Here is a 24,090-nt window from a genome sequence, read left to right as displayed (position 1 = left end):
GTATTGTTACGGACATACCCCCGAAACATTACATAAAAATAATCAGCATTAGTGTATGCGTATTAAAACAATTAATCTATTGTTTTTAGCCTGTTTATCAGTGCCTTTATTTTCAAATTGTATAACTCCGAAAGCTTATTGCGGGGACAAGGTTTCAACCTCTGAAATGTTCGAGATCAAAGGAGAAAAAGAAAAAGTTAACGTACAGGGGAAGAACTACTTAGAGGCTGCGCTCATCGTAAAAGTAGACTCGCAGACAGTTGGTAGTTTTTACAAAGGTTGGCCAAAAGCAGTCAAAGCAAAAGCCGGAGAACGCATAGTCGAAATCAGACATTACAAAGGATGGGATGCCACTCTTAACAACAAACCCACAGTTGAGCTTCAAACTGGCACCTGTAAAATTATCCCCGATTATTACAAACATTATCTGGTAAAGTTTCAGGCTGATAAAGAAAAGAAATACAAAATTGCTTTCAAAACGAAAGATCCGCAAAAAGACACTGCACCGGAAGTGCTTCTAACCGAAGAAGAATCAGGCAAGCAAATCAAATGCAAAGTTGAATTAATGGATCAAAATTCGCTTACTCAACGATAAAATAAAAAAGCAGATGCAAGATGTATCTGCTTTTTTATTTTTCCTTAGCTCCAGCCATTCTTCCAAACTGTGCATCAACAAGATCATGTTTTATTTAAAACGAATAATGCCTCTCGATTGAGTGGCATTATTCGTTTTAAATAGACAATCGGAAATATTATTCGTTCCCTTTTGCATCGTTGTGAACCGACAGCACCGAACGTCCTGAAGGATCTGCATTCTTTTTAAAGCTTTCATCCCATTCCAAAGCAATAGGTGTACTACATGCAACCGAAGGATCGGACGGCACGGTAGCAGCCGCAGAATCCGAGGGAAAATGTTCTGTAAAGATTGTACGGTACAGATATTCTTCTTTTGTTTTGGGAGGATTAATCGGGAAGCGATATTTAGCATTAGCCAGTTCCTGATCAGATATTTTAGAGTTAGCACGGGCTTTAAGCGTATCGATCCAACTATAACCCACTCCATCCGAAAATTGTTCTTTCTGACGCCATGTAACAGATTCGGGCAAGTAATCTTCAAACGCTTTGCGGAGTACCCATTTTTCCATTTTACCTTCGCCGGCCATTTTATCTTTAGGATTCAGACGCATGGCAACATCCATAAACTCTTTGTCAAGGAAAGGAACACGACCTTCAACACCCCATGCAGCCAACGATTTATTAGCACGCAAACAATCATAGAGATGCAGTTTGTCGAGTTTACGAACTGTTTCTTCATGAAATTCTTTAGCATTAGGAGCTTTATGAAAATAAAGATACCCCCCAAAAATCTCATCAGCACCTTCCCCGGAAAGCACCATCTTCACGCCCATCGATTTAATAACGCGAGCCATCAGATACATCGGAGTAGAAGCACGAACAGTGGTTACATCATAAGTTTCAAGATGATAAATCACATCACTGACAGCATCAAGTCCTTCTTCAATAGTAAAATGAATCTCGTGATGAACAGAACCAATATAATCGGCCACTTTGCGGGCTGCAACCAGATCAGGAGATCCTTCGAGACCTACGGCAAATGAATGCAACTGAGGCCACCAGGCATCCTGAGTACTTCCATCTTCCACTCTTTTGGATGCAAATTTCTTAGCAACAGCAGAGATAATGGATGAATCAAGTCCGCCGGACAATAATACTCCATAAGGAACATCGGACATCAACTGACGACGAACAGCATCTTCAAGTGCAGTACGTAATTCATCAATACTAGTCGTGTTATCCTTTACATTATCGTATTCCATCCAGTCGCGCACATACCATTTTTTCACTTCTCCATCAGGACTGTAGAGATAGTGACCCGGCATAAATTCCTGAATAATATTGCAATATCCTTCCAAAGACTTCAATTCGGAGGCCACATAGAAATTACCCTGCTTATCCCAGCCCATATATAAAGGAATGATTCCGATATGGTCACGACCAACCATGAAGATATCTTTTTCTTTATCGTAAAGACAAAAAGCAAAAATACCACTCAGATCTTCCAAAAATGCAGGGCCTTTATCGCGATACAAAGCAAGGATAACTTCGCAGTCAGATTTAGTTTGAAACTCATATTTACCGGCATAACGTTCACGAATTTCCTGATGGTTATATATTTCGCCATTCACTGCCAGAATCAGGTTTCCATCTTTGCTGAACAATGGCTGTTTACCGGAAGCAACATCCACAATCGAAAGCCGTTCGTGTGACAAAATTGCCTTCTCTCCACAATAAATTCCCGACCAATCCGGTCCGCGATGACGAATCTTCTTTGACATCTTAAGCACCTGAGAACGTAAATCTTCGGCTTTTACCTTCAGGTCGAATATTCCTACAAATCCACACATATTATAGTTCGTTTATTGATTATTTATATCGGCAGTAACAATGCCGACACAAATGTACAATATTTTCCCCATATAAATATCATTTTGATTACAATAAAAACGTTTCGTATTACATAATGACGCATTAAACCACAAAACATAATACATTTTGATATTTACAAAATATACCAACACCCCCTATATTTTGAAGCTATTTAAGTAAAAAACAGAATTATTTCTCATGCGCCCCCTAAAATATCATACCATCAGCGATAAAAATCAATAATTTTCAATCATACCCCCTAAAAAACAACAAGCCAATCTCGCATAAGATTGGCTTGTTGATAAAAGAACAAAATCTACTATTTTATCATTTATTAATATTGGGTCTTTCCAGTCCGTATCCTTTTTTGGCATCTTCATGTTTCAGCAGAAACGCAAACAAAATAGCCACGCCACCAAAACAGGCAAAAATCAACATTGGAATAGTATAATTATATTGCGTAACTTCAATCATTTTCCCATCTACCATTTTTTGAACATGTCGACTAATACAATACTTATCGAGAACATTTCCGATAAGAAGAGGTACTCCCATGATACCCCAGTTTTGCACCCAGAACACCATTGCATATGCTGTTCCCAACTTGTTTTCCGGAATGATCTTGGCAACTGAAGGCCACATTGCAGATGGCACCATGGAAAATGCAACCCCCAATACCATCACCAATCCCACTGCAATATACAAATTGTTAAGCGACGGGATGGAAAATAACAAGTGTACAAAAACCAACAACAAAGATCCCAAAACCATAATGGAAGCTCCTCGACCTCTCCTATCGTACATACTCCCAAACAAAGGAGTAAGCAACAAGGCACTAAATGGCAACAAGGCAGGAATATAGCCGGCAAAAGTGTCTGAAATTCCAAATTTCTGCACAATCAGGTTAGTCGCAAATTTGATGAATGGAAAAACAGCAGAGTAAAACAATACACACAGCGCAGTAATATACCAGAATGCTTTATTTTTTGCAATATCAATAATATCTCTGAACTTAAATTCATCATCTGAAGATATACCTGCTGCCGCTTCTTCCTTATCCAGTTTTTTATCCAAAACCCCAAACAGAAGAAAGATCAACAATCCGATACAAAGCAACAGCAACGAAAGTATCACCGGAGCACTCAGATGACCTGTCATATTAACCAAAGGCACCGGTGTGAACATTGCCAAAGCTGTACCAATACGTCCAGTAGAGGTATTTAATCCAATAGCAAGAGCCATTTCTTTTCCTCTGAACCAACGAACTACAGCTTTATTGGCCGTAATACCAAACATTTCGCAACCCACACCAAATATAGCAAATCCCAAACCTGCAACCACAGCAGATTTTGCCGTTGGCGCAAGCAATTGATAAGATCCCAGGTGCATTTCGAATATACCATCTACATGACCCGAAATAGCCCAGTACTTGACAAAAGCACCGGCTATCATTATTATAATAGACAACACACCGGTAAACCTTACGCCTAATTTATCAAGTATCATTCCGCTGAAAACCAGCATCAGCAGAAAGACGTTGAACCAACCATAACCGCTGGTAAAAAAGCCATAATCCGTTGCACTCCACGACAAATTTGTTTGACACCGCTCCTGCAGGGGAGCCATAGCATCTGTCAAATAATAAGCACACAACATCGTAAACGACACCAGTATCAACACCAGCCATCTCATCCCTTTTGCATCGCGCAACGTTTTATGAATCTGTTCCATTGGTTCTTTCTTTCAGTAAAAATTTAATTTATAATTTGATTTTCTATATAGTTCTATTTTTTTCGGGCAAACAATGCTTTCAGTAATAAAATCACAATAATACATGAAGACATATAAAGAGCAAATTGTCCGTACGGACGTTCCGGCGTATTTACAATAAGAATGGAAGAACCGACAAATACACCGATAATCAAAATCGCAGACACCATACGATAACCTATATTTCTGAATACACGGGTAACCGGGTTCTTTTCATCAATATGAACCTGATGGTGCATCGTCCCTTCTTTTATTTTGTATAAGATTTCATTGACTGTTGACGGAAGTGTATTAATAAGGTTCACATAATCCATTGCCGTATCGTAAATGGAAGCAGCCACTTTCCGGGGGCTAAATCGTGTTAACACCAGCTTTTTGGCATATGGAAGAACAATGGGTGTCAAAGCAATATCGGGATCGAGATTACCTGCAAATTTTTGCAATGTTGCCAGCGATTTAGCAAGCATAAAGATGCCGGACGGTATTTTCAACTGGAACAAAACTACCAGATTGATACAATCCTGCATTACTTTCGAGAAATCAATTTCTTCAATCGTCAGGTGACCATATTGCTTGAGGATCTGGTCTATCTGAAATTCCATATCCTCGGTCTGATCAAAAAATTTGACATCGCACAACGTAAGCAAAGACGAAGCAATGGCTCGAGTATCACGACGAACAAATCCCATACAGAACTGAGCAAGGAAGCTCATTTCCCGCGGACGAAGAACGCCCACCATTCCGAAATCAATAAAGCCAACTACGTTATTGGGCAAAACAAATAAATTGCCCGGATGCGGGTCACCGTGAAAGAAACCCTCTTCCAAAATCATCTTCAATAAAGCATTTGCTCCATTTACCGCAACCTGATGTAAGTCATATCCTTCCGCTTTCAGCCGCTGAATATTATCCGGCGTGATCCCAACGATCTTTTCCATTATCAATAGCTTGCGCGTTGAGTATTCCATATGAACTGCCGGAATATGAACGGTAGGATCGTTTTTAAACATGAATTCGAATCGCTTGATGTTTGATGCCTCCACCGTATAATCAAGCTCCTTCATGATTTTATCCTGAAACTCAGAGATAAAACCCAACACATTGATAGCTACCAAATCAGGATAATTTTTCACCAACTGTTTGGCCACAAAGTGCATCAGGTATATATCCAGCTTTATTTTGCTGATAATGTGAGGCCGTTGTATTTTAACGATCACCTCTTCTCCGGTATGCAGCCGCCCCTGATACACCTGACCAATAGAGGCCGCAGCAAGACAACGGTGATCAAAGTAAGCAAAAACGTTATCAATAGAATCATTGAGCTCGTCTTCAATAAGCTTAACAGCCGCATCGTCGTCAATAGGAATTGCTTTCGACTGGAGTTTCTTTAATTCGACACGAAACCGCTCGGATATAATATCAGGACGATCGGCAAGTATCTGACCGAATTTTATGTAGGTAGGACCAAGCTCTTCGATTGTCAGTCGCACACGCTCGGGAGTTGTACGTACATCAAGCTGGGCTTTCGGGTGACGGCGCAAACGCCTTTTACCCATTTTCGTACGATAAAACCATTCACGAAAGGCATGTTTTGTCAGCACCCTGATAATCTGCAACGCTCTTGAAAACTGAAGCCACGTTGTATAAATCCGAAATATCTTCATTGCTATATACAGTTATGGGAACCTTGGTCCGGGTTATTTATTCTTCATAAGTTTTTCAACATTGGCATTCAGCTTGTTGATAGCTTCCGTGAGTTCGTCAAGCCGTTTTTCTATCGCATCGTCATTACGGGAAAGAGAAGAAATAATTTGTTCTATAGACAACTGATCCTTAAGACCTTCTATTCCAGCCAGGACTTTTTCGCCCACCTTTTGAGCCTTATCGGGATCAGTCCCCATTTTATCCTCCAATACGGAGCTTATCCGGTCTATCACCGCTTCTCTGTCCTGCATGCTGGTGGCAATGCCCAGACGCAACAATAAATTTAAAGCTGAATTCATACGCGAATAATTTTAGAGTCATATGCAATTCGTCTCAAAAGGACTGAACCAATCGCATATTCGTATGATGTTAGTATTTTTACTCGGGTTGAGTATTACAAAGATACTCTTTTTTATCATTTTTATCCGAGAATAATTTGTTTTTATCCTGCCGGATTGTACTCATATTAATACTTTCCCGCACTGCGTAATCCTGTTTTTATCATGTTAGTTTCGGATCACCTCTTCTCTGAGATTTCCGTAAGCATCAAAAATAAAACGTCCTGACAAACGGATACATAAAATAACACTTATAACATTGGCCGTAAAAATAGCTACCATCATCATAATCTGATATTTGATAGCCACTGAAGGATCGTTTCCTCCCAAAATTTGTCCAGTCATCATGCCCGGCAACGAAACCAAACCAATTGTAGCCATCTGTGCAATCGTTGGGTTAAACGCTTTTTTCAGGGCTTCACCCACAAAAGGGAAAACAGCCTCATGACGGGTTGCACCTGATGCCAACGCAAATCGGAATGCCACTTTGTTTTTGTAGATGTTGTGATAAAAAGAATTAGCAGCTATCACATTGGACTGCATAATATTACCCAACATCATCCCTGTAATCGGGATGAAATAGCGGGCATCCAGCAAATATCCTATCCGAACTGTAAAGCCAAGAAAGAAAATATCGACGACAGCAAGCGTAAAAACGATTGAAACAACAAACGGGATCAGAAAATATTTCAGTTTGAGTTCTCCCCTCCGGGCGATAGTCTGACAGGTAACTCCCAGCATAACCATTACCCACGCCACATTCACCAGCGGGTTATTGAGCTTAAAGATATAACCCAAATAAATCCCCACAAGGAAAAGCTGAACCGTCATCCGAAGCACGGAAATCACTGTCGCTTTCACCAAATGAGTGCGGTAGTAACCAAGCACAAACAACGGAATTGCAAGAAACAATTCGCTTATCAGCAATGCCGTCCAGCTTATGTCAACCGTAGACCCCATCTCAATTAAAGTGTTACTATTTTATCGCAATGGTCGTTCCATACTGCATCATGCGATGTCGATAAAACTGTTAGTTGCTTATTTCCAAGCAAAAGATCAACCACTTTTTTCTTCATTCGTGCATCAAGCGCAGCTACCGGCTCATCCAGAAACAGAATGGACCTTTGCAACAACAGTACCGTCAAAATGCCTATACGTTGTTTTTCGCCTCCTGAAACCGAACCAATTGTATGATCCAGAATTTCAGTTTTCAGATCAAGCTCATCAAGTCTGGATTCTACCTGACTGACAGTAGGTTTTTTATGCTTGTTGACCTGATATTCAAATGGAGTGTATATAAATTCGCGAACCGTCTGTGTCGGCAACACATTGATTTCCTGTGGTAACCACGCCACCTGCTTTCTGACATCCTGAATTACAACCGGAGACAATGGCTTTCCGTCAAAAAACACTTCTCCCTGATAACGATGCTCAAAGCCCAGCAACACATTAAACAAGCTGCTCTTTCCTGTACCGGAAGGGCCGCTTATCGCCATTTTTTCTCCTGTATTCAGTTCAAAACTGACAGGAGCAAAAATAGGTTTATTGTCAAAGGCTACAGCTACGTTACGAAGAGAAAAAAGCATTATCAAAACCGGATTTTACAAATCGAAACCAATATCACGACGGAAATATTTTCCTTCGTAACTGATTTTCTGCGCATTAGCGAACGACTGTGCAAGAGCTTCATCTTTGGATGCTCCATAAGAACTTACCGCAATCACACGACCTCCGTTAGTCACCACGTTGCCGTCTGCATCTTTGGTACCTGCATGAAAAGCAATACTCCCTTCCACCTGGTCAAGACCGGTGATAATTTTTCCTTTCTCGTAATCTTCAGGATATCCTCCCGACACCAACATAACAGTCACTGCGCTGCGGGAATCGAACTCAACAGTTTTTTCGTCCAAATTACCAGCAGCAACGCCTTCCAACAGTTCTACAAGATCCGATTTCAAACGCAACATTACTACCTCTGTTTCCGGATCTCCCATACGGGCATTATATTCAATCACAACAGGTTCGTTCTTTACTTTGATAAGGCCAAAGAAAATAAAGCCTTTATAAACAATACCTTCTTTATCCAAACCTTCAACTGTTGGACGAATGATACGGTCTTCCACCTTCTTCATGAATTCAGCATCGGCAAACGGAACCGGAGATACAGCTCCCATACCGCCGGTATTAAGACCCTTGTCACCTTCCCCAATCCTCTTATAATCTTTTGCTTCCGGAAGGATTTGGTAATGTTTACCGTCTGTAATAACAAACACAGAGCATTCGATACCTAAAAGAAATTCTTCAATTACAACCGTATTACCGGCTGCACCGAATTTACCCTGAAGCATACTTTTCAATTCCGACACGGCTTCTTCCAAATCGTTGATAATCAAAACGCCTTTTCCGGCAGCCAATCCGTCGGCCTTCAACACGTACGGAGCCTCCAGTGTTTTCAGAAACGCCACGCCTTCTTCTATCGTATCAATGGTAACACTCTGGTAACGCGCCGTAGGAATGTTATTCCGAACCATAAACTGTTTCGAAAAATCCTTACTACCTTCCAGTTGAGCTGCAATTTTATTAGGTCCGACAACAGGTATTTTACACAATTCGGTATCCGCTTCGAAAAAATCGACCACTCCTTTTACCAATGGATCTTCAGGACCGACCACAACCATGTCAATTGCATAACTTTTAACTGCATCTTTAATCGCAGGAAAATTATCAGCGGCTATTGCAAGATTTGTTCCGACTGAAGATGTTCCGGCATTACCGGGTGCAATGTACAAATTCGACACTTTAGGACTTTGTGCTATTTTCCATGCCATGGCGTGTTCTCTTCCGCCCGATCCAAGTAGTAAAATGTTCATAATGAAAATATTATTGTTGTTTTAATTAATTCTTTTATCCTTATTGACTTGTTGAGTAGCCACTTCGACCTGAAGACGATCAAGCTCTTTTGATTCGGAAGCAGACTTACTCATTACAAGCTCTTTCTCTATATCTTCGCGCGACTTACTGGTAGTTACAAAATAAACTCCTGCAAAAATCAAGACAGCGGCAATGGGTTTAATCCAGGTAAATTCATCCTGTCCCGTTGAAATAGCAATTACAGAAGCGACCAGCGGCTGTACATAATTGTACATTCCGATAGTAGTCGGGCGTATTCTCTTTTGAGCTACCGGCATCAGCAGATAGGTTATAAACGTAGCGCACACCAGTAAATATCCATATGACATCCATTCGTTTACCGAGCCGTGAGTAAAAAGATTAGCCGACAACAAATCTTTGTAACCGAACGGGAAAGTAAGAATGGTAGAAAACAGGAACATCCACTTCATCAGGGTCACAGGCGAGTATTTTTTAGACACTTCACGGGTTATCACCAGAAAGAACGCATACATCAAGCAGCTTAAAGCACACAACAGATCGCCTAATGCCGGAGCTGACTTTTCCACTCCCGATGTTATTTTGGCCGAAAGTATAATGCTTAGCACTCCCAACATGCCAAGAAAAACGCCTCCCGACTTCTTAAAAGTGATTGGTTCTTTCAAAATAAAAAACGATATCACCATTGCCATGATTGGCATGACCGTATTCACAATCGAAGCATCCGTCGGAGAAGTATACTGCAGCCCGAAGATAAACAAAGTTTGATTGAATCCCACTCCAAGCATAGACCCAACCAAAAGGGTAAACATATCTTTACGGGAAACCTTTTCGTTCTTGACAAACAGAGATAAGGCCCAGAACATAATAGCTCCAAACGCAAATCGCGAATAACTCAATGCCCAGGGAGACATCCAGTGAGGCATCAGGTGTTTTGTAATCGGAAAATTAGCTCCAAATATGATGGCAGCCACAATCATGGCTGTATGTCCTTGCAATTTTGTCTTGTTCATCTCAAAATAAATTGATTATATATTTTACAGACAATACTTTGTGCACATTTGCAAGGCATTAGTTTTCTCGGTTCAATAATTTTGCAAATTTACTACAAAAAGCCCTTGTTAAAACAGTTCCTTTGAAATTAGTTTCATCCTATTTGAGCGCTGATAAAAAAACAAAACAGGCAGAAATATAGATTATTTCTGCCTGCCGTTTTAAATAAATTATTGTGTCAATTAATATGGATTTTCGCCATTATAATCATCCACGCGATCTTCAATCTTAATTACTTTATACCAGATACTTCCATGAAACATTACGGCCTGGTATTGAACTCCGTCAACAATATAAAATGTATTGCCGTCGATAACGACCTGTTGACCGCCTTCCGGAATACTTTGCACTAAAGCTCCCAAAGGAGGTTGAACAACTACATACTCGTTGTTATAACGTTGATAATAAGCCCCTGCATAGTAGTAATATGCAGCATTGGCAAGCGTAAAAGCAACGAAACCTACCGGCAGTGTTGCAATACGAAATCCAATCGGAGGCGCAACTACCACATAAGACGAACCATAAGGTCTGTAATAAAAACCATTGTGATACATATAACGTACACCATGATAATTTCTCCAGTATCCGCCCTGAGGCACAACTCTTACCGAAGCGCCACGAGCCGGCCATCTTCCGTAGAAACGATCATTGCGGGCATCCCAGCGATTGTCACGCATTTGAGCGCCATCTTGCCTCGGAGCATTGAAACGGTCGTTTCCTGCACGCACATCCCGCCTGTCGGCATTGCCTCGGGGAGCATTTGACACCTGAGGCGCGTTAGAACGGGGAGCATTACCACGACTTTCCGAACGATTGGACTGTTGCCGTTCAGTTCCTACTTCGTTTCTCTTATTATCCGATCTTTGTTCACGATTTCCTTCTCCTCTCTGTGCAAAAGCCGGCAACGCAATCAACGCCGACAAAGCAATGGCACAAGCAAAAGAAAGATACGAATTCTTTGTTGAATAGCCGCTTGTAGAGCGACCTGCATTTGTTCGTTTCATAGTGTTGTCAATTTAGTGTTGTAGTGAATTCTTAACGAATGAACTACGTGTTTAATTATATGACAAAATGCTACGATGATAGTTTAATCAACTTTTACGACCAAATAACGGGAAATACTCCAAAACTCCTTGTAGTCTTTGATAGTTAACACATAGTTACCATTTTTCCCATCCGGTTTATCCAGAGAATAAGACCCGGCCGGATGCATCGTCAGAATTTTGGCCTTTGGAGAGTACAGTGGAATACTTTTCACCTGACGAATATCCACCTTGACAAAATACTCTTTATTGAAATCTTTCTGAAGCACTTTTGTTGAAGATAGGAATCCTCCACTAGTAAGTATTTTCTGATCTTTCAGTTCTTTCCCTGAACCAAATACATACCATCCAGTATAAATTTTTTCATCCTGACTCGCAATCTGTTCCTGTTGCGCCTGACTTTGAGTCTTCAGGTTTGCCACATCCTGATTCAACGTTTCCACATTCTTATTCAGGTCTGCAATGGCAGCATCCTTAATCTGCAATTCGTTCGACAATGACTGAATTAAATCAATTTTCTCGTTCAGCATATTGTTCAATCGCTCAATAGTCTTCTGCATTTCACGAATTTTGATCGCACTTTTGCCCATTTTACGGGTCAACGCAGCGATTTGCTCTTTATTCTTCTTCAACATATCTGTCATCAAAAGAATATCATCGTTGATTTTGCTTCTTACATCCTGATTTGTGTTCTCTACCGACTTATTAATCTGGATGTAATTCTCCATTTGTTTCACCTTGTCGAAATTCGCTTCAATTTCGTTCATCGACGCCAGATATTCGTTGGTCTCATTTTCCAATTGAGCTTTTACCTGCATCAACGAATCATTCTGTCTCTGCAACGATTCAACATCGGCAGGTTGCTTGTGACAAGAAACAAGCAATAAAACGGCAAGTACAACAAGTACATTTTTCATACGTAAATATTTTTTTTCGTTTAAGATAGTATGGAAACCATTTTCAGCGCAAGCTAATTAATAAATCAGCAAAGCCAACTTCATGTTGCTAAATTATTTCCCGATAGCCATCGGAAGCCTTTGAGTGTTGCAAAACAAGACAATCACTGTGCAATAACCTAAATATTAAAACATTCAATATGACACAATTTAATCTTTAGCTAAATCAAGAAGTTTAACAAATGTAAGATTAGTTTTCCAATCCTCCAACAACAATTACAATTTCTCCTTTGGGTTGTTTTTCAGTAAAATATGTAGCCAATTCGGTTACTGTTCCTCTGGCATTTTCTTCATGCAGCTTACTGATTTCGCGCGATACGCAGGCTTTCCGCTCCGGGCCGAAATATTCGGCAAACTGTTGCAGGGTTTTCACCAAACGGAAAGGTGATTCATAAAAAATCATGGTTCTCGTTTCCAGAGCGAGTTCTTTCAATTTCGTTTGCCGACCTTTCTTTTGAGGAAGGAAACCTTCAAAGCAGAACCGGTCGTTAGGTAAACCCGAATTGACGAGTGCAGGAACAAAAGCCGTGGCTCCCGGCAAACATTCCACCTCAATGCCACGAGCTACACATTCCCGCACCAGCATAAATCCGGGATCGGAAATAGCCGGAGTACCGGCATCAGAGATGAGAGCAATAGTTTCGCCTTTTTCTATTCTCTCTCCAATAGTTGCCACCGTTTTATGCTCGTTGAATTTATGGTGCGACATCATGCGGGTTTCAATTCCGAAATGCTTCAACAAAAAACCTGAAGTACGCGTATCTTCTGCCAGAATAAGATCAACTTCTTTCAACACTCTTATGCCCCTCAGGGTCATATCTTCAAGATTACCAACCGGCGTTGGTACCAGATAAAGTTTTCCCATAATTTACAAGAACTTACGATGAACCAGTTGTTTGAATTCGCCCGCGCAAACATCTTCTTCCTGCCAGCCTAAAGTAGACAGATAAGCAACGGCTTCTTCTTCCGTCTTCATTGCATTGAGCAACGACAGTGTAGTATTCATCTTTTCTCCATTACCATTAAACAGTTCGCGCTGGAAACGGAACCGCTCAGCCAGACTCAATGCCTGTCGCAAATCTTCAACTTTAGAATTGGAAAGTATGTTAGCCAGGGATGGTTCGGATTTTTGAACCAGTTGGTCGTTCAACGAATGTCCGTTTGTGTTCAGCACTTCCGCCAACGAGTGTTTGGGTTGTTCTTCCTCCGGTTTTGTCTCCTCAACCGGTTCCGCTTCGGGTACTGGTGTCGGTTCAACAGGAGCTGGTTCAGGTATTGCCGGAATCTCCGGTTCAATTACCGTTTCTATTTCCGGATCAAGTTCCAGTTCAATCACCTTTTCCGGCTCAGGAACAGGTACAAACGGAGTTTCATCTACCACCGAAGAGATTGCAGTCTCCTTTGGCGTAGCTTCCATAACAGGCTGAGGGGTATTTTGCATCTCTCCCAACTGAGCCAGTCCGGTCAAAATATTCTCTGCCTTCGTCTTTGCCAATCCAAGAATAGTGGCCGATACAATATCATTTTCAGCAAAACCTTTATTCAGGATGGCTAACTCCTTAATATCCTTATCAATTAACGCAAGCAAAACTTCTTTGTTCATAAGTTTCTTTACAATTTTAATGGCAAATTAAAAGGCAAATTTTACCTTTGCAAATGTAGTGTAAAGATACTGGATAATTTTATATTTGGCAATGGAAAATTGACAATTGACAATGCAAATTGGCAGAAATAAAACACAGATAGACAAATATCAAAGACATAAAATTTCAGGATTATAGAAGATAAAAAAGTGCTATTTCCACACTTTGATATTTTCCAAGTTTTCACCTTTACCGCAACACACACATATCAATTACAATCAAATAGTTATATAATATAAAATGATTTATTTCGAATCAAATTTTAATACCTCCGGCAAAAAAGGAAGCATCGAGGTAATTTGCGGTTCCATGTTTTCGGGCAAAACAGAAGAACTCATCCGAAGACTGAAACGGGCAAAATTTGCCAAACAACGGGTCGAAATCTTTAAACCGGCTATCGACACCCGCTATTCCGAAGTCGAAGTGGTATCTCACGATAATAATTCCATTGTTTCTACTCCGGTCGACTCTTCCGGAAACATATTGTTACTGACTGGCGATGTTGACGTTGTGGGTATTGACGAAGCACAGTTTTTCGACGAAGGCATCGTTGAAGTTTGCAATCAGTTAGCCAACAGCGGACTCAGAGTAATTGTTGCCGGCCTCGACATGGATTTTCGCGGTGTACCTTTTGGTCCGATGCCTGCACTGATGGCTATTGCCGACGACGTGAGCAAAGAACATGCAGTATGTGTGCGCTGCGGCAATCCCGGCTATGTTTCGCACCGTCTGGTTTCGGATGCTCATCAGGTTCTGCTGGGCGAAAAAAACGAATACGAACCAATCTGCCGTCACTGTTTTGAAGAAGAAAAAAGGAAACAGGCAGAAGCGGTTAAAGCAGCACAGTAATGAAATAAGGTGCAAAAAGCACCTGAATGGCATATCTTTGAGGCGAATTGATTTAACCTAACACTTATTACCATGGAAACAAACTCATTTCTCGCACTTCAAAATGGTTCCGACATTCGGGGCATTGCTACCGAAGGAATTGCCGGACAAGAGGTTAATCTCACACCTGAACGGGTAACGCAAATTGCCATTGCCTTTGTAGACTGGCTCGCCGAAAAGAAGCAAATTGACCCGACAAAGTTATGTATTGGTGTGGGACGCGATTCACGCATCTCGGGAGAATCGCTGATGACAGCCTTTGTCAAAGGTGTCAGACTGAGTGGTGCAAATGCAGTCGACTGCGGTATTGCCTCAACCCCGGCCATGTACATGAGCACTATTTTTGAAGAAAGCGAATACGATGGTGCTGCCATGCTCACTGCCAGTCACCTGCCGTTTAACCGTAATGGCCTCAAATTTTTTACTTCTGATGGAGGATTAGATAAGCCTGATATTACAGCTATTCTTTCAAAGGCAGCGACTGTCATCGTTCCCGACAAAACCGTAAATGACGTTCATATCGGATACGACCTGATTGCCCGTTATTCAACTTTTTTAGTCGAAAAAATCCGCAAAGAGGTGAACCATTCGGTACACTATGAAACACCACTCAAAGGATTTCGTATCGTAGTGGATGCAGGCAACGGTGCTGGCGGATTCTTCGTGGACAAGGTGTTGCAACCCCTGGGTGCCTATACTACCGGTAGCCAGTTCCTTGACCCCGATGGCATGTTTCCCAACCATATTCCAAACCCGGAAGATGAAACAGCTATGTCGTTCATTCAAAAAGCAGTTTTGAAGAATAAGGCAGACCTGGGCATCATCTTCGATACCGATGTCGACCGGGCCGCAGCCGTTGACCGGAAAGGCGAAAGCATCAACCGAAATGAATTGATTGCCCTGATCGGTGCCATCGTTTTGGAAGAACATCCCCACTCTACCATTGTCACCGATTCCATCACTTCCGACGGTTTGGCCGAATTCATTGACAAACTGGGCGGAAAACATCATCGCTTCAAAAGAGGCTACAAAAATGTGATCAACGAAGCCATCAGGCTCAACAACAACGGAGAAGAAAGCTGGCTGGCCATTGAAACCAGCGGGCATGCTGCATTGAAAGAGAACCACTTTCTAGACGACGGAGCTTATCTGATAACCAAACTATTGATAAAAGCCGCCCAAATGCGATCTTCCAATGGTAAAGATTTGAGTGAGCTTATTGCAGGCTTACGTGTTCCGGCCGAGAGCAAAGAATTTCGGTTGAAGATCAAAGCTGACGATTTCAAAGCTTACGGCAATACGGTTATAGAACAATTGAAAGATTTCGTTGCTTCGGTGCCGGGTTGGACAATCGTTCCCAATAATTACGAAGGCATCCGTATAGCCTGCGATGCAAACTCTGGCAACGGATGGTTTCTACTCCGTCTTTCGCTCCACGATCCTGTAATTCCACTCAATATCGAGTCGGACAAACAAGGCGGCGTAGCTGAGATTGCAGGAAAACTTGCTGCCTTTTTTGCCACTTATCCTGATAAAGAACTGGACAAAACAGCACTGATAATTTGAGGATTTGAGAATATGGAAATTTGGAGATTAAATCTGGAATCCTTAGATTCAATCGTACATTGTAACCCCGACAGCTATCGGGAAAATTGTAAATCAACTCATGCGTAAAATTTTCACCATAGGAGAAACAGTTCTCGATATTATTTTCAAAAACGGGCAACCCGTAGCCTCCACCGCAGGAGGCTCTATGCTGAACACCTCCGTCAGTCTGGGTCGTCTGGGACTTCCCGTTCATTTTATTTCCGAATACGGCAACGACCCGGTAGGAAATATGATTGACGACTTTCTCAATAAGAATGGCATCGCCACCGATTACGTTTACCATTTTGAAGACGGCAAGTCAGCGCTGGCACTAGCATTTCTGGACGAAAGCAATAACGCTTCCTATACTTTTTACAAGTCGTATCCGCAGAAACGGTTCGACATTGCATTTCCCGAAGTAAACGAAAATGACATTGTGATGTTCGGGTCGATTTATGCCATTGCCATGGAAATTCGGGAAACCTTACGTGAGTTTCTGCTTTATGCTAAAAGTCGCAATGCACTCATCTATTACGATCCGAATTTCAGAAAAGCTCACTTGCACGAGCTGGAGCAATTGCGACCGGCCATTCTCGAGAACATGTCGCTGGCTTCGGTTGTACGTGCTTCAGACGAAGACCTGGAAATTATTTTCGGGGCAAAAAACATTGACGAAGCCTACGAAGCGATGAAACCATTGTGTCCGACGCTTATTTACACTGCCAGTTCAGAAGCGGCTTATCTAAGAACACCTGAGGTCAGTATTTGTCTGCCGACACGAAAAATTGAACCGGCAAGCACTATCGGTGCCGGCGACACCTTTAATGCCGGGATTGCTTACGGACTTTACAAACACAACATCGGAAAAGATACCCTTTCGTCCGTTTCATCTGACACATGGCAACTATTGATTGGCGATGGAATTGACTTTGCCACTGACGTATGTTTGTCGTACGATAATTATATTTCGACTGAGTTCGCAAAAATGCGGCACACGGAAGACTCTGAATAAACGGAATAATTTGAACATACTGAAAATTCAATACCTGTCGAATACAACTAAACCAACCCTTATAATGAAATCAGACATGAAAAGAAACACATTGTCCACCTTGAAATTCAAACTCATAATGGCATTACTGCTGGTGATTGCCACGAATGCTTATTCGCAAACATTTTGCATCGATGCAAGTTCGGATCAGAAGCAAGGCACCAAAAACGGATTCCGTTATGAATTATGGAATCAAAATTCACAAGGAGAGGCTTGTATGACCCTTGAAAAAGGCGCTTTATTCAGCGGCAAATGGAATGATATTGAAAACTACCTCGCTCGTCGTGGTTTGGCATATAACCAAACACAAAAACACAGTGAAATCGGGACATTTTCTGCAAAATACAACTGCATCTACAATCCGAATACAAAGGCCGGAAACTCCTATTTAGCAATTTACGGTTGGAGTGTAGATCCCCTTGTTGAATTTTACATCGTGGAAGACTGGCGCAACTGGATTCCTTCGATGTCTAAAGATGCAGTTCTCAAAGGCTCGTTTTATGTAGATGGCAGTCTGTATGACATTTACCAAACTACCCGTATCAATCAACCCTCTATTGTCGGTACTACTACATTCGTTCAATATTTCAGCATCAGAAAAAACACCAGAAACAAAGGAAGCATCGACATTTCAGAGCATTTTAAACAATGGGAAAAACTGGGCATGAATCTAGGGAAAATGCACGAAGTATCGTTTGTTGTGGAAGGCTACAAAAGCAGCGGAAGTTTCAAGTTCGTTGAATTGAATATGGTGGCAAAAAAATAAATTCAGTTGGCGGGATCAAAAGCTCAACAACCTTTTTATCCCGCCAACACGGTCAACCCATAATGGTTTCTCAGGCCTCATTGCGACGGATAAAATCGCCGGGGCGCATTCCAAATTGTTTTTGAAAACACTTAGTGAAATACGAAGGATTATTGAAACCAACCATATAGGCAATTTCATTAATTCTGTATTTGTTCTCCGCTAATAGTTCAGCGCCCTTTTTCAGGCGCACAATCTGAATCAACTCGTTGGGCGTAACATCTGCCAATACCTTAATTTTGGCAAACAAACCCGATCGGCTCACATGTAACTGATCGGCAAGCGCTTCGATAGTAAAGTCGAAATTTGAAATGTTTTGCTCAATAATCGCATTCATTTTTGTCAGAAACTCTTCATCGGCTTTATTACTTGCAATACTGCTCAGCGACACCATCGGCATTTCGGAAAACCTTCGGCGAAGTACTTTCCTGTTTTCAATCAAATTTTTGATCTGTGCTTTGAGGAACGCAATAGAAAACGGCTTTTCAACATAGGCATCCGCTCCGCAATTCATGCCTTCTATTTTAGATTGCAAATCCGTTTTAGCTGTCAGCAGAACTATCGGAATATGGCTCCAGATAACATTCTCGCGAAGTGCCGCACAAAATTCCAGTCCATCCATTACTGGCATCATCAGATCGGAAACAATCAATTGAACCTCGGTTTTTTTGAGCGCATCCAACCCCTCTTTTCCGTTGGCTGACGTAACTACAGAATATTCTTCCTCAAAACTGTCTTTTAAGAAATTTCGCATTTCTGCATTATCTTCCACGATCAATAACACCGGTTTCTCAATAGCTTTTGATTCGGGAGCGATCGAGGTTTCTGACACTTGTAATATAGCATTGTCTATTCCGACACTCCGGGACTGATCAGAAGAAGCCAGAACAGAATCCGTCTGTTCGCTGCGTAACGGAAGACGGACTTCAAAAGCAACTCCATGAGGGGATACATCCTCAATAGCCACCGTCCCTCCGTGCGCTTCCGTCAGGTTCTTTACCAACGACAAGCCCAGTCCGGTTCCCGGTTTGTTATGCGAAACAACCTGATAGAACGGAAGAAATATTTTTTCTTTCTCATCGTCTGAAATTCCGCGTCCGTCATCTTCCACCCGGATCACAAAGGAATCATCAACCTCATTGGCAACAGAAACGAGTATACGGCTTTCGGCAAACTTCAAGGCATTAGAAAGCAAATTGCTGATAATCTTGGTAACGGCTTCTTTGTCTACATCCGCCACAAACCGTTTGTTATCACAATGAAAATCGAATAAATTTCCATTCTGCTCCACCAAAGGTTTGAAGCGTTCGTAAACTGCATAAACGAGCTCATAAATATTGGTCGGTACTTTCGATACCGTAAGTACTCCCTGTTCAACTTTCCTAAAATCAAGTAATTGATTTACGAGCAACAATAACCGCTGGCTATTCCGGTCAATAATGTTCAATGCATTCAGAATATAATGGGGCAACTCCTTTTTCGATTCCATAATCTTTTCCAATGGTCCTATAATGAGTGATACCGGAGTTCGGATTTCATGCGCCACCATGGTAAAAAACTGTATTTTAGCATCATACAGCTCTTTTTCTTTTTCCTGCTTCAGTTCTTTCATTTTTTCGGCATGTTTCTTCTCTGTCCGCCGCTGTTGCAACTTCAAGATATAGAAAATGGCAATCATTATCAGAACAAAATATAGCAATTTAAAGCCGGTTGTCAGCCATAAGGGAGGATGAATCACAATTTTCACCGAAGCTCCCTGTTCGTTCCAAACGCCATCGCTATTAGAAGCCTTCACCTTAAACTCGTAAGTTCCGGCAGGCAAATTGGTATAAGTGGCCTTGTATTGATTCGTCACATAGTTCCAATCCTTATCGAAACCTTCAAGTTTGTAGGCATAGCGATTTTTCTCCGGCGTATTATAACTCAGCGCAACAAAACCGATACTGAACACATTGTCTTTGTATGACAAATCGATTTTATCGGTTAAGGAAGCAGAGTGAGTTAAAATACCATGCGGTTCTACCGGCACTGTTTTGTTGAAAATTTCCAATCCTGTTACAGCTACCGGCGGAATGAATCTAAAGGGAACAATTCTTTTCGGATCGAACGAAATAAAACCGTTGGCCGTTCCAAAATATATTTTACCGGTAGAGCTACGATACCCCGAATTAAAGATAAACTGATCGCTCAACAGACCGTCAGCTTTAGTAAAGAAGCGTATCTTCCCATCTTTCAGATCATATCTTACAAGTCCTTTTGAGGTTGTCAGCCATAACACATTATCCACTTCGACAATACTACATATAGTCTTACTGGGAATGGATAACGGGATCTCGACAAACACATTTCTTTTATAATCATACCGGCAAAGTCCGCTGGAAGTACCAATCCAAAGCCTCGACAAATGATCAATTTCCATGCAATTGATCTGATTATTGGGCAATGACCGGGCATCATCAGGCCTATTCAGGTAATTGACCCATTTTCCTGAAGCGGGATCATAACGAAACAATCCTCTGCCCGATGTGGCAAACCAGATAAATCTCTTTTGATCCTGCTTTATGCTAACAGTCGTCGAATTCAGATTCTTGAAGCGGATAAAACTATCATTCTTACGGTTGTATACATTCAACCCCGACATACTTGCCACCCACATTCTACCATCACGATCTTTAAAAATGGCATAGATACTACCACCGTCGAGGGTATTGGGATTGTTTTCTTCGCTATTATAATGCTTAAATGTCCCCGTTCGCGTATCGAGCACATTCAGTCCACCGGCATAAGTTCCGATCCATAGTTTGTCCTCATCCCAGCAAAAGGCATGAACATTCAAACACGAAAGGCCGTTTTTCCCTCCATTTGGCACATAATAAGAAAATTTCCCGCTCGTTTTGTTCAAACAGCTGACACCACCATCGTCGGATGCTATCCACATATTTCCTTTTTTATCTTCAGAAAAAGCGCCGATTACATTTCCATTGACCGAATTAACATAAGACGAGTGCGTATAACGTTCAAACAATCCGCTATTTGGCGAAAGATAATTTACGCCACCATAGTAAGTTCCTATCCAGATACCACCTTCCCTGTCTTTATAAATCGGATAAACAAATTTATCCGACAACGATGACGGCTCCGTTTCTTTCGGCACATAAAGCTGATGTGCCAATGTTTGAGTGTTAAAGTAGCTAAGTCCGTCATCCGAACCGATCAACAATTCTCCTGGCCTGTATTCATTAAGTTCATGAACATGCAGGATTCCCCCCGGTTTTTGGGGTGAAAGATAAAAATCTGTCTTATAGTCTGATCTGTTTAATTTGCACAAGCCCTGATCCCAGGTTCCCAACCAAAGATTTCGCTTCGAATCCTCAAAAATATTGTAAATAGTAAATGACCGGACGGAAGAGTCGGTAATTTTGAGCGGGACGGCAACAAAACTTTTTGACTTCCGGTTAAGCAATACGATTGGATTATTGGAACTTTTGGGCGCGATCCAGATCCGATTTTCCCTGTCTGCATATACATAATTGATCATTTCACAGACGCGCTTCCCCTTTTTGTCTGACAAGAAATGAAATTGTTCCAATTTCCCTGTCCGAATATTGTAACCAAAAATACCCTGACCGTAAGTAGAAATCCAAACCGTTCCATTTTTGTCCTCAGCAATATTATTTACCGTTGAATTGATTACTACTCCTTGAGTAGTCGCCTGTCTGAAACGGGAGAACGATTCTGTTGTCCTGTCATAACAAAGAACTCCCACATCCGTACCTACCCAAATCACACCACGGGCATCTTCGTGCAGAGTGCACATGTAATTACTCCCGAAGAGATTCTTACCGTCCCTGATATCTCTGAATTCTTTAAAGTTCAATCCATCAAAACGATTCAACCCATCTTCTGTGCCAAACCACATAAAACCCTGCCGATCCTGCAAAATACTTCTGACCGTATTGAATGAAAGACCATTTTCCACCTTGTAGTGACGAAAACTAAATGCTTCGGCATGCAGAGAAGCAATATTAGCCAAGGCAAGCGTCAAAAGAAATAAAAGATTATATTTCAACAGATTATTACACTTTTCCCATATCTGCATCATCAATTGGGGAATAGAGTGATTTCGGATTAACATACAAGATGGTGTTAGTAAAAGGACATTGCAATATTACTACATTTTTAGGCTTAAGAATAAAAAGATCGTCCAGAAACATAGCACTACCATCCACATTTATTGATAAATTTCTATTTATATGCATTTTACATTCCATCAACTTCAAGACTTAGTATGGATTATTTTACTACAAATCTGGATTTATGAATTATCCGGCAATTTAAAATACCTGTTATTTCGCATTCTGGAATATGACAGTTTTCCGATTAAAACCAATATCCCGGCTTTCACTTGGATAGTTATTGCAACACTTCATGGTTATCTGAAAAGTTTTATGATTGGGCACATTACAAATTCACTCGCAGATGCATTACTATTTTTCGGGATATTGGTTTTTACATTCTGATCTGAATCTAAATTAAAACCAAACACTTAAGACATGTACAACAAAACATTACTTCACAATTACTCCAAGCGTTTTATTTGTTTAATAATACTGATTTCCGGCATTGTTTCTTACAACGTAAGCGCACAAACAAACAGTAACACTCAAAATAAGGAGGATTCTTTATTTATGTCGCTGGCTCCTACTCCACCCATGGGATGGAACAGCTGGAATAAATTCGGGTGTAACGTAAGTGAACAACTGATTCTAGAAATGGCAGATGCCATGGTTAGTTCCGGCATGAAACAATGCGGCTATCAATACATTGTAATAGATGATTGCTGGCAAACCGGTCGGGATGAACAAGGCAACATCATTGCAGACACACTCCATTTCCCTCATGGAATAAAATATCTGGCAGACGAAATTCACAAACGCGGTCTCAAACTGGGCATCTATTCCTGCGCCGGCTCCCTCACCTGCCAGGGACGTCCCGGAAGCCGCGGCTACCAGTTTCAGGATGCGCGGCAATATGCACAATGGGGGGTCGATTACCTCAAGTATGACTGGTGCTCCAACGAAGGACAAAAAGCAGAAGCTGCATACAAAACCATGAGCGATGCATTGAAAGCCTGCGGTCGGCCTATCGTTTTCAGCATCTGTGAATGGGGTGAAAATCAGGCATGGAAATGGGGAAAAGGTATCGGACACCTTTGGAGAGTTACTCCTGACATCAGAGACTGTTATCAATGCAAATTCGACTGGGGAGGTCTGGGTGTACTCAATATTATTGATGTAATGGCCGATCTTTATCCATATGCAGGCCCCGGACATTGGAACGATGCCGAAATGCTCGAAATTGGTAACGGTGGCATGTCTCACGACGAATATGTGACTCATTTCTCCATGTGGGCAATGCTTGCAGCACCCCTGATGGCTGGCAACGATCTCCGCTCTATGGACAACGACACGAAAGAGATTCTTACAAACAAAGAGGTTATCAATGTGAATCAGGATAAACTCGGAGAACAGGCACGGCGTTTCATTGACATGGGCGATCATCAGATCTGGGCAAAACCTCTTTCAAACGGAGAAATTGCAGTTAGCTTCCTCAACCGGTCAGATCGTGAGTGGAATTTGGACTACGACTGGAAGAAACATACGATGTATTTTGCTACAGACATCAATATTTACAAAAAAGAGTACACAATCAGGGATCTCTGGCAACACAAAACAATTGGCACGACGAACCACAGCACTATTCATGTGATTCCGGGACATGGTGTATTAATGGTGAAGCTATCTCCAAAACGTTGAAGAACATTTCCCGATAAGTAACTCTCACAATGTTCATTTTTAGCTAAAATAAAAATCTCACACAACACATAAACTACTAATAAACAACTAATTAATCAC

Annotated in this window: 19 protein-coding genes; 6 read left to right on the top strand and 13 right to left on the bottom strand. The window is 41.4% G+C overall.

All coding sequences use genetic code 11. From position 1 onward, the window contains the following. Nucleotides 1-166: 166 nt before the first annotated feature. Entirely contained in the window at nt 167-595 is a 429-nt protein-coding gene (locus F8N35_RS11210; RefSeq protein ID WP_293052841.1) for a hypothetical protein, read from the top strand. Nucleotides 596-752: 157 nt separating this feature from the next. On the opposite strand, the gene asnB is transcribed toward F8N35_RS11210, so the two are convergent. The 12 genes from asnB to F8N35_RS11150 form a co-directional block, all read right to left on the bottom strand. After that, entirely contained in the window at nt 753-2,426 is a 1,674-nt protein-coding gene (gene asnB, locus F8N35_RS11205) for an asparagine synthase B (RefSeq protein ID WP_293052838.1), read from the bottom strand. A 349-nt stretch (nt 2,427-2,775) separates the two neighbouring features. Further along, nucleotides 2,776-4,179: an MFS transporter gene (locus tag F8N35_RS11200; RefSeq protein ID WP_293052837.1), complete on the bottom strand. Its 1,404-nt coding sequence runs from the start codon at nt 4,177-4,179 to the stop codon at nt 2,776-2,778. Nucleotides 4,180-4,232: 53 nt separating this feature from the next. Next, nucleotides 4,233-5,882, bottom strand: a complete 1,650-nt coding sequence (locus F8N35_RS11195; RefSeq protein ID WP_293052834.1) for an AarF/UbiB family protein — start codon at nt 5,880-5,882, stop codon at nt 4,233-4,235. 33 nt (nt 5,883-5,915) lie between these two features. Continuing rightward, nucleotides 5,916-6,221 carry a hypothetical protein gene (locus F8N35_RS11190; protein ID WP_293052831.1) on the bottom strand — a complete coding sequence of 102 codons (306 nt, stop codon included), beginning with the start codon at nt 6,219-6,221 and terminating at the stop codon, nt 5,916-5,918. Nucleotides 6,222-6,428: 207 nt separating this feature from the next. Beyond that, nucleotides 6,429-7,220 (bottom strand): ABC transporter permease, encoded by a 792-nt coding sequence (locus tag F8N35_RS11185; protein WP_293052828.1) that lies wholly within the window; start codon nt 7,218-7,220, stop codon nt 6,429-6,431. A 5-nt stretch (nt 7,221-7,225) separates the two neighbouring features. Continuing rightward, entirely contained in the window at nt 7,226-7,846 is a 621-nt protein-coding gene (locus F8N35_RS11180; protein WP_293052825.1) for an ATP-binding cassette domain-containing protein, read from the bottom strand. Between the two features lie 15 nt (nt 7,847-7,861). Continuing rightward, nucleotides 7,862-9,130 (bottom strand): phosphoribosylamine--glycine ligase, encoded by a 1,269-nt coding sequence (gene purD, locus F8N35_RS11175; RefSeq protein ID WP_293052822.1) that lies wholly within the window; start codon nt 9,128-9,130, stop codon nt 7,862-7,864. A 21-nt stretch (nt 9,131-9,151) separates the two neighbouring features. Further along, complete coding sequence (locus tag F8N35_RS11170; protein WP_293052819.1) at nt 9,152-10,162, bottom strand: DMT family transporter; 1,011 nt, start codon at nt 10,160-10,162, stop codon at nt 9,152-9,154. A gap of 222 nt (nt 10,163-10,384) precedes the next feature. Then, the gene (locus F8N35_RS11165) at nt 10,385-11,206 is read right to left on the bottom strand and encodes a DUF6515 family protein (protein WP_293052816.1); all 822 of its coding nucleotides are present in this window, start codon (nt 11,204-11,206) and stop codon (nt 10,385-10,387) included. Nucleotides 11,207-11,289: 83 nt separating this feature from the next. Further along, nucleotides 11,290-12,162: a hypothetical protein gene (locus F8N35_RS11160; protein ID WP_293052813.1), complete on the bottom strand. Its 873-nt coding sequence runs from the start codon at nt 12,160-12,162 to the stop codon at nt 11,290-11,292. Between the two features lie 229 nt (nt 12,163-12,391). Then, nucleotides 12,392-13,066 carry a 16S rRNA (cytidine(1402)-2'-O)-methyltransferase gene (gene rsmI, locus F8N35_RS11155; RefSeq protein WP_293052810.1) on the bottom strand — a complete coding sequence of 225 codons (675 nt, stop codon included), beginning with the start codon at nt 13,064-13,066 and terminating at the stop codon, nt 12,392-12,394. 3 nt (nt 13,067-13,069) lie between these two features. After that, the gene (locus tag F8N35_RS11150) at nt 13,070-13,804 is read right to left on the bottom strand and encodes a hypothetical protein (protein ID WP_293052807.1); all 735 of its coding nucleotides are present in this window, start codon (nt 13,802-13,804) and stop codon (nt 13,070-13,072) included. A 280-nt stretch (nt 13,805-14,084) separates the two neighbouring features. Here F8N35_RS11150 and F8N35_RS11145 point away from each other — a divergent pair, with 280 nt between their 5' ends. The 4 genes from F8N35_RS11145 (at nt 14,085) to F8N35_RS11130 (ending at nt 18,136) form a co-directional block, all read left to right on the top strand. After that, complete coding sequence (locus tag F8N35_RS11145; RefSeq protein ID WP_293052804.1) at nt 14,085-14,693, top strand: thymidine kinase; 609 nt, start codon at nt 14,085-14,087, stop codon at nt 14,691-14,693. Between the two features lie 72 nt (nt 14,694-14,765). Continuing rightward, the gene (locus F8N35_RS11140; protein WP_293052801.1) at nt 14,766-16,298 is read left to right on the top strand and encodes a phosphomannomutase/phosphoglucomutase; all 1,533 of its coding nucleotides are present in this window, start codon (nt 14,766-14,768) and stop codon (nt 16,296-16,298) included. 100 nt (nt 16,299-16,398) lie between these two features. Further along, nucleotides 16,399-17,331 carry a carbohydrate kinase gene (locus tag F8N35_RS11135; protein WP_293052799.1) on the top strand — a complete coding sequence of 311 codons (933 nt, stop codon included), beginning with the start codon at nt 16,399-16,401 and terminating at the stop codon, nt 17,329-17,331. Between the two features lie 76 nt (nt 17,332-17,407). Further along, a complete protein-coding gene (locus F8N35_RS11130; RefSeq protein WP_293052797.1) occupies nt 17,408-18,136 on the top strand; it encodes a glycoside hydrolase family 11 protein in 729 nt (242 codons plus the stop codon). Nucleotides 18,137-18,206: 70 nt separating this feature from the next. On the opposite strand, the gene F8N35_RS11125 is transcribed toward F8N35_RS11130, so the two are convergent. After that, nucleotides 18,207-22,310 carry a two-component regulator propeller domain-containing protein gene (locus F8N35_RS11125; protein WP_293052794.1) on the bottom strand — a complete coding sequence of 1,368 codons (4,104 nt, stop codon included), beginning with the start codon at nt 22,308-22,310 and terminating at the stop codon, nt 18,207-18,209. A gap of 418 nt (nt 22,311-22,728) precedes the next feature. Between F8N35_RS11125 and F8N35_RS11120 the strand changes: the two genes are divergently transcribed. Beyond that, the gene (locus tag F8N35_RS11120) at nt 22,729-23,991 is read left to right on the top strand and encodes a glycoside hydrolase family 27 protein (protein ID WP_293052791.1); all 1,263 of its coding nucleotides are present in this window, start codon (nt 22,729-22,731) and stop codon (nt 23,989-23,991) included. Nucleotides 23,992-24,090 lie beyond the last annotated feature (99 nt).

The organism is Paludibacter sp. (assembly GCF_009712605.1).
GTDB lineage: Bacteria > Bacteroidota > Bacteroidia > Bacteroidales > Paludibacteraceae > Microbacter.
Note: the sequence above shows the minus strand (reverse complement) of the source record. Positions and strands in the feature narration are given on the sequence as shown.